Annotated in this window: 12 protein-coding genes; 8 read left to right on the plus strand and 4 right to left on the minus strand. The window is 62.9% G+C overall.

The features are described 5' to 3' along the window. Positions 1-40: 40 nt before the first annotated feature. Complete coding sequence (locus ACXJ16_RS02355; protein ID WP_463921145.1) at positions 41-1,216, plus strand: glycosyltransferase; 1,176 nt, start codon at positions 41-43, stop codon at positions 1,214-1,216. Positions 1,217-1,224: 8 nt separating this feature from the next. Then, positions 1,225-1,860: a DUF2238 domain-containing protein gene (locus ACXJ16_RS02360; RefSeq protein ID WP_463921146.1), complete on the plus strand. Its 636-nt coding sequence runs from the start codon at positions 1,225-1,227 to the stop codon at positions 1,858-1,860. 3 nt (positions 1,861-1,863) lie between these two features. Here ACXJ16_RS02360 and ACXJ16_RS02365 read toward each other — a convergent pair whose 3' ends face one another. After that, on the minus strand, positions 1,864-3,147 hold the full coding sequence (locus ACXJ16_RS02365) for a phospholipid carrier-dependent glycosyltransferase (RefSeq protein WP_463921148.1): 1,284 nt from the start codon (positions 3,145-3,147) through the stop codon (positions 1,864-1,866). Between the two features lie 109 nt (positions 3,148-3,256). Here ACXJ16_RS02365 and ACXJ16_RS02370 point away from each other — a divergent pair, with 109 nt between their 5' ends. From ACXJ16_RS02370 to ACXJ16_RS02380, 3 genes are all read left to right on the plus strand, one after another. Next, positions 3,257-4,465 (plus strand): trans-sulfuration enzyme family protein, encoded by a 1,209-nt coding sequence (locus ACXJ16_RS02370; RefSeq protein WP_054440416.1) that lies wholly within the window; start codon positions 3,257-3,259, stop codon positions 4,463-4,465. A gap of 168 nt (positions 4,466-4,633) precedes the next feature. Then, entirely contained in the window at positions 4,634-5,032 is a 399-nt protein-coding gene (gene apaG, locus ACXJ16_RS02375; RefSeq protein WP_185997035.1) for a Co2+/Mg2+ efflux facilitator ApaG/CorD, read from the plus strand. 144 nt (positions 5,033-5,176) lie between these two features. Further along, positions 5,177-5,992, plus strand: coding sequence for a LysR family transcriptional regulator (locus tag ACXJ16_RS02380; RefSeq protein ID WP_054440412.1), 816 nt, complete (start codon positions 5,177-5,179; stop codon positions 5,990-5,992). 103 nt (positions 5,993-6,095) lie between these two features. Here ACXJ16_RS02380 and ACXJ16_RS02385 read toward each other — a convergent pair whose 3' ends face one another. Beyond that, on the minus strand, positions 6,096-7,511 hold the full coding sequence (locus tag ACXJ16_RS02385; protein WP_324696002.1) for an aromatic ring-hydroxylating oxygenase subunit alpha: 1,416 nt from the start codon (positions 7,509-7,511) through the stop codon (positions 6,096-6,098). 190 nt (positions 7,512-7,701) lie between these two features. After that, complete coding sequence (gene htpX, locus ACXJ16_RS02390) at positions 7,702-8,595, minus strand: zinc metalloprotease HtpX (RefSeq protein ID WP_324696000.1); 894 nt, start codon at positions 8,593-8,595, stop codon at positions 7,702-7,704. 182 nt (positions 8,596-8,777) lie between these two features. On the opposite strand from htpX, the gene ACXJ16_RS02395 reads away from it, so the two are divergent. The 3 genes from ACXJ16_RS02395 to ACXJ16_RS02405 all read left to right on the plus strand — a co-directional run bounded on the left by ACXJ16_RS02395 (position 8,778) and on the right by ACXJ16_RS02405 (position 11,152). Continuing rightward, a complete protein-coding gene (locus ACXJ16_RS02395; RefSeq protein WP_185997038.1) occupies positions 8,778-9,758 on the plus strand; it encodes an NAD(P)H-dependent flavin oxidoreductase in 981 nt (326 codons plus the stop codon). 21 nt (positions 9,759-9,779) lie between these two features. Then, positions 9,780-10,571, plus strand: a complete 792-nt coding sequence (locus ACXJ16_RS02400; protein WP_324695996.1) for an enoyl-CoA hydratase-related protein — start codon at positions 9,780-9,782, stop codon at positions 10,569-10,571. Positions 10,572-10,660: 89 nt separating this feature from the next. After that, on the plus strand, positions 10,661-11,152 hold the full coding sequence (locus tag ACXJ16_RS02405) for a hypothetical protein (protein WP_443486842.1): 492 nt from the start codon (positions 10,661-10,663) through the stop codon (positions 11,150-11,152). Positions 11,153-11,398: 246 nt separating this feature from the next. Here the strand turns inward: ACXJ16_RS02405 and ACXJ16_RS02410 are convergent, their stop codons facing one another. Further along, complete coding sequence (locus ACXJ16_RS02410) at positions 11,399-12,181, minus strand: hypothetical protein (protein WP_463921150.1); 783 nt, start codon at positions 12,179-12,181, stop codon at positions 11,399-11,401. Positions 12,182-12,510 lie beyond the last annotated feature (329 nt).

A 12,510-nucleotide genomic window follows, 5' to 3' on the forward strand; every position in this document is an offset into this window, starting at 1 on the left:
GATAGATTTTTATTCAGGTTTTCCACCTAGTACGGGGCGCATGAACATTACTCGTTCGGATCTCGCAGAGGCGCTCGACGTCGCAGCCAAGCCGCTTGAGCTGGCCATCGTCCTGCCCACCTACAACGAGCGCAAGAACATCGCGACGATGATCGAGCGGCTCGACGCCGCGCTCAAGGGCGTGGTGTGGGAGGCTGTCTTTGTCGATGACAACAGCCCCGACGGCACCTCGGACGAGGCGCGCCGCCTGTCGCTGGACGATCCGCGTGTACGCTGCATCCAGCGCATCGGTAGGCGCGGCCTTGCCAGCGCCGCCATCGAGGGCATGTGCTCCACCGCGGCGCCGATCGTCGCGGTGATGGATGCCGACCACCAGCATGATCCCGAGCTGCTGCCGCAGATGCTGAAGGCCGTAACTTCGGGCGAGTATGACCTTGCCTATGCCTCGCGCTTCGCCGAAGGCGCCAGCACCGAGGCATGGGGTCGTCCCGATCGCGTCAAGGCGTCGGGCCTTGCCAACCGGATCGCCAACAAGGTGACCGGCGTTGAGCTGACCGACCCGATGAGCGGCTTCTTCATGCTGCGCACCGAGACGCTGCGTGCGGATGCCCACCGCCTGTCGGGGGTGGGCTTCAAGATTCTTCTCGATATCCTCGCAACTGTCGATCGTCCGCTTCGCGTCAAGGAGTTTCCGCTCCATTTCGCGGCGCGAGCCGAAGGCGAAAGCAAACTGGACCAGACCGTCGTGTTCGAATTCCTCGTGGGCCTTTACGACAAATGGCTGGGCCGGATCATTCCGACCCGTTTCGCGCTGTTCGGCACCGTTGGCGCCTTGGGCGTGCTGGTGCAACTGAGTGCGCTGTGGATCATGCTCCACCTCGTGTTCGCCGAGCGCTTCGTCTACGGAAACTGGTCGGAAAGCGCGACATTCAACATCGCGAACACCATTGCTGCGGTCGTGGCGATGACGTTCAACTTCGTCCTGAACAACGAACTGACTTATTCTGACAAGCGCCTGCGCGGCTTCGGACCGCTGATGCGCGGCTGGGCGCAGTTCGCGGTGACCTGCTCGCTGGGCCTGTTGACCAACATCGGTTCGGCCGCCGTGCTCAAGACCATCGGCATCCATGCCGTGGTGGCAGTCATCACCGGCATCGTGCTGGGTTCGGTGTGGAACTTCGCGCTGTCCTCCAAGTTCGTCTGGGGCAAGTACTGAGCGTGAATATGCCGCGGCACGCGGTGCCGCGCATTCAGGTTCTGTGGCTCGTGCTCACGGGCGTAGCGGCGTTGTTCAGCTTGCTGGACACGCCGTTTCCGCGTCTGGCGCCGATGCAGAATCTTCCCACTCTGGCGATTCTCGGCGCGATCTTCTGGTCTTTGCGGCGGTGGCCTCTACCGACCAGCGCCGTCGCCTGCATCTGCCTGTTTCTTGTGCTGCACACGATCGGTGGGCGTTACGTCTACTCCCATGTCCCCTACGAGGATTGGGCGCGGGCGCTCGGTCTGCCGTCGCCGGCGGCGACGCTGGGCCTGGAGCGCAACACCTGGGACCGGCTTGTCCATTTCAGTTTCGGTGCGCTGTGGGTCCATCCGATCTCGGTATGGCTCGTCCGGCATAAGGGGCTGTCGCTGTCCCTTGCCACTTATATCTCAGTCGAGTTCGTGCTGGCGGGCAGCGCTCTCTACGAGATATTCGAATGGCTGCTGACGGTGTTCATGGCCGGGCCCGATGCGCTGGCCTACAATGGACAGCAGGGCGATCCCTGGGACCCGCAGAAGGACATGGCAATGGCAGGGCTCGGGGCGGTGGTCAGCGCGTCGGCCCAAGCAATCCGGTTGCGGCTGCGGGCCGATCTCTGAGGATCAGCGCCAGTTCGGCAGCCACATCCAGAAATTGTAGAATTCCTTGGTGGGCAGCGGGGCGCCTGAAATGATCGGGTAGAACAGGACGAACATGCCGACGGAGCCCCACATGGCTATCGTTCCGGCACGGCGCCACTTGTCGCGGCGATCCCACAGGGCATCCAGAGCGAATGCCAGAATGGCCATGAGGAAAGCGCCCGGCAGCAGATAGTGATAGTAGAACTGGATGGGCTTGCCGTTGACGATCCACATGCCCAGCGTCCCGGCATAGAGCGCGATGAGCACCGTGAGCTCCGATCGGCGGCGGAACGTCGCGGCCCAGATGCTCCAGATCAGGGCGAAAAGTCCCGCGATCATGGAGAACGGGTTGCCGAGCATGACGATGCCATGCTGACGCCCTTCGATACTCTCGAACTGGTACCAGATCGGCCGCCAGTCGACCATCCACTGGTACCACTGGCTGCGATAGGGGTGGAGCTTCTTCACGCTGTCCTGCAGCGCTATCATGTGGCGGTGCTGTTCGATGAAGCCCCAGGGCGAGACGGGACGAACGCTATAGAACATCGCGGGCAGGTAGGTCGCCCAATAGACCGCCAGGGGTAGCAGGCCGAGCCAGAACCCCGCCTCGATCAGCGATATCCCGGGAATCGGGCCTGCTTTCCTGCTGCCGACGATCTTCCAGCCATTCTCCCGGATGCGCAGGGCCAGGAACCAGAGCCCGGGAATGGCAAGCGCCGGCGCGCTGCTCCACTTGGCGCCCAGCGACAGCCCCAGCGCGATCCCCGTCATCGCCAGCCGCGCCCTCGCGGCTCCTGCCGAACCCGATCGAAGCGCGGCGGCGAACTGCCAGAGGCCGACCATGCAGAGCGACGCCTCCACCATGTCGAGCATCGCGATCCGGCTTTGCACGAACCATGTGAAATTGGTCGCGAGAAGCACCGTGGCGGTGATCGCGGCGCGGCGGCGGCCGGAAATGAGCCAGATGAAGCGCGAAAAGGCCAGCAGGCCGAACGTTCCGAAGAGCACCGGGCCGATGCGCCATGCAAAGGGCCGGTCGCCGATGAGGGCGATGAACCCGGCGATCACTTCCTTGGCGAACATCGGATGCTCGCGATTGGCGGGAACCATGTCCAGCAGCTTGAGCGCTGCGGGAACGTAATGGATCTCGTCGAAGTAGTACCGTCCCGGCTCGGAAATGCGGAACAGGGCGAGGGCCAGGAACAGGCCCGTCACGATCAGGCTCCAGCCGATCGGGTCTCGGTCATTACGGGAAACGGTCGGCATCGGCTCGGCGGAATAGGGAGGAAAGCGAGCGACTGCAAGGCCGGCTGAGATGGGGTTGAACGGCACCTAGACTTGCACTGCGTCGCTCACGATCCTAGAGGCATGGCCCATGAAACGCACCACCGGACAGGACCGCACCAAGACCCGCAACTGGCGCCCTGCCACCCGCGCGATCCGCGGGGGCACCTGGCGCTCCGAAATGGGGGAGACCAGCGAAGCGCTGTTCCTCACTTCGGGCTACAGCTACGACGACGCAGCCACGGTCGCCGCCCGCTTCATGGGCGAGGACGACGGCATGACGTACTCGCGGTTGCAGAACCCGACGGTGCAGATGCTGGAAGAGCGCATCGCGCTGCTTGAGGGTGCCGATGCCTGCCGCACGCAGGCTTCCGGCATGGCTGCGATGACGGCGGCGCTGCTGTGCCAGCTTTCGGCCGGCGACCATATGGTTTCCGCGCGCGCCGCTTTCGGTTCGTGCCGCTGGCTGGGCGATAGCCTGCTGCCGCGTTTCGGCATCGACGTCACCGTGATCGACGCGACCGATACGGCTGCATGGGAAGCGGCGATCCGGCCTAACACCAAGGTGTTCTTCTTCGAATCGCCCGCCAATCCGACGATGGACATTGCCGACATCGAAGGCATCTGCGCGATCGCCAAGGCGCACGGCATCACTACCGTGGTCGACAATGCGTTCTGTTCGCCGGTTCTCCAGCGTCCGATGGAGTTCGGCGTGGATGTCGTTGCCTATTCGGCCACCAAGCTGATGGACGGGCAGGGCCGCGTTCTGGCGGGCGCCGTTTGCGGCACCGAGGAATTCATCAACGACAAGCTCCTGCCGTTCCAGCGCAACACCGGCCCCAACCTTTCGCCGTTCAACGCCTGGGTCGTGCTCAAGGGTCTCGAAACGCTTGACCTGCGGGCGAAGAAGCAGAGCGAGAACGCGCTGAAGGTCGGTGAGTTCGTTGCCGGCCGGGTGCCGCGGATCCTGCATCCCTGGCTCGACAGCCATCCGCAGCAGGCGCTGGCCCGCAAGCAGATGGATGCCTGCGGCCCGATCTTCAGCTTCATCGTCGATGGCGGGCGCGAGCAGGCCCATGCCTTGCTCGACGCGCTGGAACTGGTCGACATCTCGAACAACATCGGCGACTCGCGCTCGCTGATGTGCCACCCGGCATCCACCACGCACCACAACATGGGGCCGGAAGGCCGCGAGGCCATGGGCATCTCCGAGGGGATGCTGCGCATCAACGTGGGCCTGGAAGATGCCGACGATATCATCGAGGATCTCGACCAGGCACTGACCAGGGCGGGGCTCTGAGGCCTGCAATACCTTGCTTTTCGGGCGGTGAATCGGCCGGATATGGATGTTGTTTCCTGTCCGGCCGGCGCTTCGCCGGAATGTGGCTAAAGGTGATCGCATCCGGGACAGGGGTGGCCGCCTAGCCTGTTGTAGGCATCCCGATTCGTCGTTAGGCTGGCGGGTGTTATGAAGGAACTGTTCCAGCATACCGCACTGACCGACGGCGTGACTGTCAGGGTCGCCGTGAATTTCCTGCCCGAGCAATCTCGGATTGAGGCGGGCAAGTGGTTCTGGGTCTATCACATCCGCATCGAGAATGATTCGGACGATACGCTCCAGCTTCTCACCCGGCACTGGCGCATCACGGACGGAAACGGCGATGTCAGCATCGTCGAGGGTGAAGGCATCGTCGGCGAACAGCCGGTCATTCGCCCCGGCGCCAGCCACGATTACGTGTCGGGCTGCCCGCTTTCGACCCCGCAGGGCTCGATGGAGGGGTACTACACCTTCACGCGAAGCGACGGCGAGCAGGTGGAGGCGGCAATTCCCTTCTTCCCGCTGGCCGCTCCCGCAACGGCGGGTTGAGGCATCGCCTTCGCCGGGATTGCGGCATCGCCCTCGCCGGGATTGCGGCATCGCCCTCGCCGGGGTTGCGGCAGAACATTCCCGACGGCCAATACATTCCAGATGCCCATTGCCCGCTATGGCGACTGCGCATAGGGAACTTCCATGAAGCGCACGCACCTGCCCCTCAATGCCCTGCGCGTTTTCGATGCAGCGGCACGCCACCTTTCCTTCACCCGCGCGGCCGACGAACTGGCGGTGACTCCCGCCGCCGTCGGTCAGCAGATTCGCGCCCTTGAGGATCTCCTCGGCGTGGTCCTGTTCCGGCGGACCAGCAAGGGTCTGGAGCTGACCGAGGAAGCGGGGGCGGGGCTGGCCGCGCTGAGGACCGGTTTCCTGCATTTCGAGGATGCCGTGCAGGCCATGCAGGCCGGGCAATCCAGCCATGTCTATACCATCGCCGCGCCGCGCGAATTCTTCGCCGCATGGCTGGCGCCGCGCCTTGCGCAGTTCCGTGCCGACAATCCGCAGGTGCGCTACGTCATCGTCGATGGCGAACTGACCGATTTCACCGAGGCCAATCTCGATCTCGCCGTCCGCTGGACTGATGGGCCCGGCGAACTGGAAGGCGCTGCACTGGGCGCGGCCGAATGGGTCGAAGTCGGTGTGGGAGACTGGATCGGCTGGCCGGGCGATCCCACGCCCGGCGGCGAACTGGGCCAGGAGAACGAGGAGGCCAAGCCCGCGATCGCCGTCAGCGATGCCGGCCAGGCGATTGCGGCGGCGCGTTCCGGGCTGGGCCGCGCGCGCGTTCCGGGGCTGCTGGCGCGGGGCTTGATGGGGGCGGACGAACGCGCCGCCATTCAGGCCACCGTTCCGTCCCGGCGCGGATACTGGCTGGTGGCGCCGCTGCCGCAATGGCGGCAGAAGAAGGTCAAGGCGCTGGTCGCGGCGCTGACCGGCGAAGCCGGGGCCGACTGAGCAGGCCGATCCGCATTCCGGTGATGGCGGTCAGGGCCATCCTGCCGGAACGCGGGATCAAGGGGAGGGAGCCCCGCCCGGACGGGCAGGGCTCCGGCCGTTATCAGAAGCCGAGATCCTCGATCTTCCCGTCGAAGTTGCCGCCGAGCTTGTGGATGGCTTTGGCGAGCTTGTCCTGCGGCACGCCTTTCAGATAGCCGTCCACGATCCGCTGGTAATTGCTGATCATGCCTTCGACGTCCTTGGACAGGCGCATGAATTCAAACCCGGTGGCGTGCAGCCCCTTCTGCTGGATGGGGATGTTGCCATAGTCCTGCCGCGGGATCGGCGGGAATTCGGGGCTGTTGTAAGGCAGGTCGACCGGCTCCATGACGGGCTCCGGTTCTTTGCCTTCCGGGCAGTAAGTGAGCGACCAGATCTCGAAGTAGCAGCTTTCCGGGCCCAGCGGGCGAATGCGGTAGGCCGACATCGAGGTGAAGTACGGCAGCAGGAAGTAGTGCGGGAAGAGGAATTCCACCGCATTGACGGGGTGCGTCTGCGACAGCGTGCAAAGATCGGGCACCGGCTCGCCGCGTGCTTTGAGCTGTTCCGTGATCTGGTGCATGACGATGCCGAGCCAGTGGAACATCGCCATGTTCTGGTCTTCGGGCAGGCCTTCCTCGATGCCGATGAGGCCGCGGGCGATTTCCACTTCCTTTTCGTGGACCATGCCCGCCATGCCTTCGCTGAGGAGCGCCATCGAGTTGACCTGCAACTCCTGGTTCTCGCGATAGGAGAGGTGGGCTTCGGCCATGATCGGAACCGGGCCGCGCGGGGTCTTGTACATGGAATCGTACATCATCGGCGCGGCGTGCTGGAGCTGCGGATGCGTCTGCATCACGTGGTAGCCTTCCATGAAGGCTTCCATCGCGATCTTCCAGTTGGCCGGCAGCACGGCGCCGTAGCACCATTCGGCCCGCATCTTGTCGAGCCCGCGCGCTTCGAGGTTTTCGGCGATCGGGCCGAGCGATTCCCGCACGGAAGGTGCGTCATGGTCATGATTGATCCATACGCAGCCGATGAAAGTCTCGGCGCGGCAGGGGATCAGGTTGATGTCGTCTTCCTGGAGCTGACGCTCCGAGAACATGTGCTTGCCGTAGACCTGCGTGGATTCGCCGTCCATGTTCCAGCGCCAGCCGTGGAACGGGCAGACGAAGCCGGACTTCGAGCAGTTGCCATGGGCATTGCCGGTGCCGCCCGCGAAAGGCACGCCGCGATGGCGGCAGGCGTTATGGAACGCCTTCACGCCGCTGGCGGTGCGCACGATGATGACGGACTTGCCGACGTTCTCGTACTCGATCCAGTCGCCTACTTCGGGGATCTGTTCCTCGCGGCAGGCCATCTGCCAGACGTGAGGCCACAGATGGTCAAGCTCCGCCTGGTAGAACTCGGCGTCGTAGTAGCGCTTGACCGGGATCCGTTCGGGATCATCGATCGGAAACGGGACGGACCGCAGCCCGCCGTCGACAGATTTAAGCACTCCGACACCTCTCAGATGGTTCTTCATTCGTGTTGAACGAATGTACAACCGTGGGCGAGGCAGGCAATGGCCGGGCGCGTCCCGAGCATCGTGGACGCGCTTTTTGAAACGAGGGATCGGGGGCGGTCGGGAGGAAGGGGCGGGCGCTCCTTGCTGGCGGTGCCTGCCCCGGTTTCGCTGGCCTCTTGCGCTAGCTCCGGTTCGGATCGAGCGCAGAGGCGGAGCGCCGTGACGGTTGAGCCATGCCGCGGTTCTCCATCGCCATGAGCGCGGCGATGCGCTTCTCGGTCGCCGGGTGGGTCGAGAACAGGTCCGATACCGAAGTCGGCACGATGTAGAGCTGGGCGGCTGCCGGGTTGCGCTCGGACGCGGCGTTCGGGACGGCTTGTGCAGGGCCTGCGATCCTGGCCAGCGCCGAGGCGAGGGCGCGCGGGTTGCCGCTGATTTCGGCGCCGGCCTTGTCCGCTCCGAATTCGCGGGTGCGGCTGATCGCCATCTGCACGATCATCGCCGCGAAAGGCGCCATGAACACCGCTGCCATGGCGGCGAGCGGATTGGGCCGATTCTCGCCGCTGCCTCCACCAAGGTGGCCGCCGAAGAACAGGCCGAAGTTGGCGATCATCGAGATGGCGCCGGCAATCGTCGCCACCATGGTCATGATGAGGGTGTCGCGGTTCTTCACATGGCCAAGCTCGTGAGCCATGACCGCGGCCACTTCCTCGCGGTCCAGCATGTCGAGCAGGCCGGTCGTCGCGGCTACGGCGGCGTTTCGGGGATTGCGGCCGGTGGCGAAGGCGTTCGGGTTGGGGCTCTCGACCAGATAGACGCGCGGCATCGGCAACTGCGCGCGGCGGGCCAGCCCGGCGACGAGATTGTAGAACTCCGGCGCGGTGCGTTCGTCCACTTCGCGCGCGTTGTGCATCCTGAGCACGATGCTGTCGGCGTTCCAGAAGGTGAACAGGTTCATCCCCGCCGCCACGACCAGCGCGATCGCCGCGCCGCCGCTGCCGCCGAAGATATAGCCCAGCCCCATGAACAGCGCCGTGAGCGCCGCCAGCAGCATGGCCGTCTTGAAACCGTTCACTTCGTCAAACTCCCTGAAATCGTGGAATGCGGGATCTGGGTATCAGATGCCGGCTTTCAATATCCGGAACGCGCCCTGCATCGCCCGCGCGAATTGCTTCGTCCTTTGCGCCTTGGGTGTCCCCAAGCGCGGCAATCCCCCCTAGGACCGCCGGAAAGAGGCTTTTTGGGAGTTCACAGGCAATGGCGTTCAAGACCCGCGTCACCGAGATGCTCGGTATCGAGCATCCGATCGTGCAGGGCGGCATGCAGGGGGTGGGTCTGGCCGAACTTGCCAGCGCCGTGTCCAATGCAGGCGGCCTCGGCACGCTGACCGCGCTCACCCAGCCCAGCCCGCATGCGCTGCGCGAGGAGATCGAGCGTTGCCGGTCGATGACCGACAAGCCGTTCGCCGTGAACATCACCGTGTTCCCGACCATCCTTCCGCCCGATTACAAGGCCTATGCCCAGGCCGCGATCGACGGCGGCGTGAAGATCATCGAGACCGCCGGCACGCAGCAGGTTCGCGAAATCTGGGAGATGGTGAAGCCGCACGGGATCACCGTGCTTCACAAGTGCACCGCCGTGCGCCACGCGCTTTCGGCCGAGAAGCACGGCTGCGACATCATCTCGATCGATGGTTTCGAATGCGCCGGCCATCCGGGCGAGGATGACATTCCCGGCCTGATCCTGATCCCCTCGGCGGCGGACAAGGTGAAGATCCCGATGCTGGCCAGCGGCGGTTTCGGCGATGGGCGCGGTCTCGTCGCGGCGCTGGCACTGGGGGCGGAGGGCATCAACATGGGCACCCGCTTCTGCGCCACGCGGGAAGCGCCGATCCATGACAACGTGAAGGCCAAGTACGTCGAGAACGACGAGCGGGGCACCAACCTCATCTTCCGCAAGTTCAAGAACACCGCGCGCGTCGGCAAGAACGACGTATCCGACGAGGTCGTCGAGATTTCGGCGCGGCCCGATGCGGTCTTCGACGATATCCGCCACCTCGTGGCAGGCGCCGTCGGGCGCGAACTGCTCCAGAGCGGCGATCTCACGAAGGGCATCTTCTGGGCCGGAATGGTGCAGGGCCTGATCCACGATGTTCCCACCTGCAAGCAACTGATCGACAGGATCGTTGCCGAGGCCGAGGAAATCGTGAATGGCCGTCTCGGAAAGATGCTGGCCTGAGCCGGTACGGATTACGGAGCGATGCCTGAAATGACCTACGAGAAAGTCCTCTACAGCCTCGAAAACGGTGTCGCGCGGGTTTCGATGAACGATCCCGCCACCCGCAATGCCGGCTCCGCGCAGATGGGCGAGGAATTGTTCGACGCCATGACCCGCGCCTCGTTCGAGGCACGGGCTGTGGTGCTGACGGGCGAGGGCAAGGCGTTCTGCTCGGGCGCGAATCTCGGCGATGCGTCCGACATGCTGGCCGATCCGCGCCGCGACGTGGGCACTCTGCTGGATCGTCACTTCAATCCGGTCATCATCGCCATGCGCAACATGGAGCAACCGGTCGTCACCGCCGTTCGCGGCGCGGCAGCGGGCGTGGGCGCGGGCCTCGCCATGGCGGGCGACCTGATCCTCTGCGCCGAAAGCGGCTTCTTCCTTCAGGCCTTCCGCCACGTCGGCCTTGTGCCCGATGGCGGTTCCTCGTGGCTGCTGACCCGCGCGGTGGGCCGCGTGCGCGCCATGGAAATGATGCTGCTGGGCGAGCGTCTCCCCGCCGCCAGGGCGCTGGAATGGGGCCTCGTCAACCGCGTGGTGCCTGACGAAGACCTCGATGCCGCTGCCCTCGCGCTGGCGGGCGAACTGGCGCAAGGTCCGTGGTCGCTGCGCCGGATCAAGCAGGTCGCTTGGGCGGCGACCGACTGCACGCTGGAACAGGCCCTCACCAACGAACGCCTCGGCCAGCGCGACGCCTCCCGCACGCAGGATTTCGTGGAGGGCGTCACGGCCTTTGCCGAAAAGCGCAGACCGGTGTTCAAGGGGCGCTGAACGCGGGCACCGTTTATTGGCCGTTGTTTCAGCTTGCGCTGGGATGGCGGCTTACGCCCCATTGCGGACGTTCGATCACGCGCTACGATATGACGATGGCGGTTTGGCAATTCGTTCTTGACTTCGTTCCAGCATCATCGGCCCGTATCGCTGGAGCCACTGCTGCACGGATGAGGCGCGAGCAACTCGATGAAATTCGTCTGGGTTTCTCAAGCACCGATGCCGATGTGCTGTTTGCCAGGCTTGGCACACTACTACCCGAGAAAAATTCTTGGTCCGCCAGCCTACGAATTTGGGGCGATGAGAAGACCGATGACATTCAGGTCTTCTTCGATGGGCAGGTCATTGAGGACATTCAGTTCCGCCTTAATGTGGCAGACCTCTCATTACATTTAGTCGGTGGTATCTGCGGACTCGCGCGCCATTTCGATTGCATCCTTGCCACGAGGGATGGGGCGATCCTTCTGCCGAACCGGGAAGCTGTCGTCAGAACGATCATGCAATCGCGGGCCATGAAGTTTGTTCGAGAACCGCAACGTTTTTTGGAAGAGGCAATCCGTTTGGACCGAGACGGCGCGTAGCGGCAGCTTACCACCCTTCATCGCCTTTCCGGGGCGCCGATCGCATCGTTTGGCGAGGTAAAGCCGCCCGACCGTTTTCAGGCAGTCCAAATCCGCGGCTTTAGCGGCGATGAGGGGTGGTGAGTGGACGTTAGCTTCCGACCTTCCAACGATCACCGAAAATTGCTGCCAGCTCCGCCAAATGCCAGAACTGCGGTGAAAATCGTCTGGAGCCAAAACCCAATTGGATGATCAATCCTCGGAAAATTAGATATAAATAAAAATCATATTAAATTCAGGCTGAGTGCTTTGATAGTACATTGGTTCGCTAATTCTGTTCAGCATGAAGGTCACCTCCCCGGCTTCGGGGTCGACGCTCATCACGGCCAGGTCGTATCCCGCAACATTAAGCAGTGGAATAGGCTTACCTGTTCCATATGCGACGTTCAGTTTATCTTTGAAGGGGCTCTCGGCGCCGGTCCTGACATCCCATAAACTAAACTTACCCCACGACGTTTCCTTTCCGTCGCGCATAGGGCGTAGATAGATCAGGAGATTGTTGCGGTCAGCCTCGATCCGCTTAAGCGTGAGATGGAATTGCTTCCCTTCTGCGTCTGGAGTGAGTTCCAGCGTATGGAACGGCACTGGCTCGATCTCGCGAGCGGCTTGCAATTCCTTGGACTTCGCCCCCCCAAGAAAAACATGGTCGAGCAGTCCGTCGGCGTTCTCGTCAGCAAAGCAGAAACGCACATACTGTTCCACATTTGAGAAGACGCTAGCGACCAGCTGGTATGACAGATCGTTGTGGGCCTTGATCTCCGCAGAACAATAATAGTGGTCGCTATTAAGCCCAGTTCGCTTCGCGGAGGCCCCCGTGGCAGCAAATCCTTCCAAATCGAGATCTGCACCAACGTCTTGGACGAACCTATCGATCGAGACGGTTATTTTACGATCAAGGCGGCCCAAATTCCAACGCATAAACCGGCTAGAAGCGATAGATTCCCCTACCTTGATCTTAAATGGCGTACCAACCGGGGAATTGGTTTCCATTGGCACGAGCACGGATCGTGCAGATTGCAGCGGCAATCGCCCTGCCGTTAGGGTCGTCAAAAGCGCAAAGAGCCCCAACGCCTTGACCAGTTTCGATCGACGCCCCCAACACACCAGCATTGCCATTACCCCATGATGATATTGATTCCGACTCTAGCTAACAGCAATGGTTCCATGCTCCAATTCGGTTTGTTCCATTCCCCCACACATAACTGCACTCGTCAAAGACGATCGAATAAAGATCATATGTAGAATTTGGGTTAGCCGAATGGTGCTCGACTGACGCGGAGATGAGAGTTTGTATATCCGGCATGGGGCGTGTCCGGAAT

The sequence above is a fragment of the Novosphingobium sp. TK71 genome (assembly GCF_055361505.1).

Bases quoted from the DNA above. Each gene is read 5' to 3' on its own strand.
- ACXJ16_RS02405 (WP_443486842.1), top strand. From the start codon at position 10,661: ATGACGATGGCGGTTTGGCAATTCGTTCTTGACTTCGTTCCAGCATCA.
- apaG (WP_185997035.1), top strand. From the start codon at position 4,634: ATGAAGGAACTGTTCCAGCATACCGCACTGACCGACGGCGTGACTGTC.
- ACXJ16_RS02360 (WP_463921146.1), top strand. From the start codon at position 1,225: ATGCCGCGGCACGCGGTGCCGCGCATTCAGGTTCTGTGGCTCGTGCTC.
- ACXJ16_RS02400 (WP_324695996.1), top strand. From the start codon at position 9,780: ATGCCTGAAATGACCTACGAGAAAGTCCTCTACAGCCTCGAAAACGGT.
- ACXJ16_RS02365 (WP_463921148.1), bottom strand. From the start codon at position 3,147: ATGCCGACCGTTTCCCGTAATGACCGAGACCCGATCGGCTGGAGCCTG.
- ACXJ16_RS02370 (WP_054440416.1), top strand. From the start codon at position 3,257: ATGAAACGCACCACCGGACAGGACCGCACCAAGACCCGCAACTGGCGC.
- ACXJ16_RS02355 (WP_463921145.1), top strand. From the start codon at position 41: ATGAACATTACTCGTTCGGATCTCGCAGAGGCGCTCGACGTCGCAGCC.
- ACXJ16_RS02395 (WP_185997038.1), top strand. From the start codon at position 8,778: ATGGCGTTCAAGACCCGCGTCACCGAGATGCTCGGTATCGAGCATCCG.
- ACXJ16_RS02410 (WP_463921150.1), bottom strand. From the start codon at position 12,181: ATGGAAACCAATTCCCCGGTTGGTACGCCATTTAAGATCAAGGTAGGG.
- ACXJ16_RS02380 (WP_054440412.1), top strand. From the start codon at position 5,177: ATGAAGCGCACGCACCTGCCCCTCAATGCCCTGCGCGTTTTCGATGCA.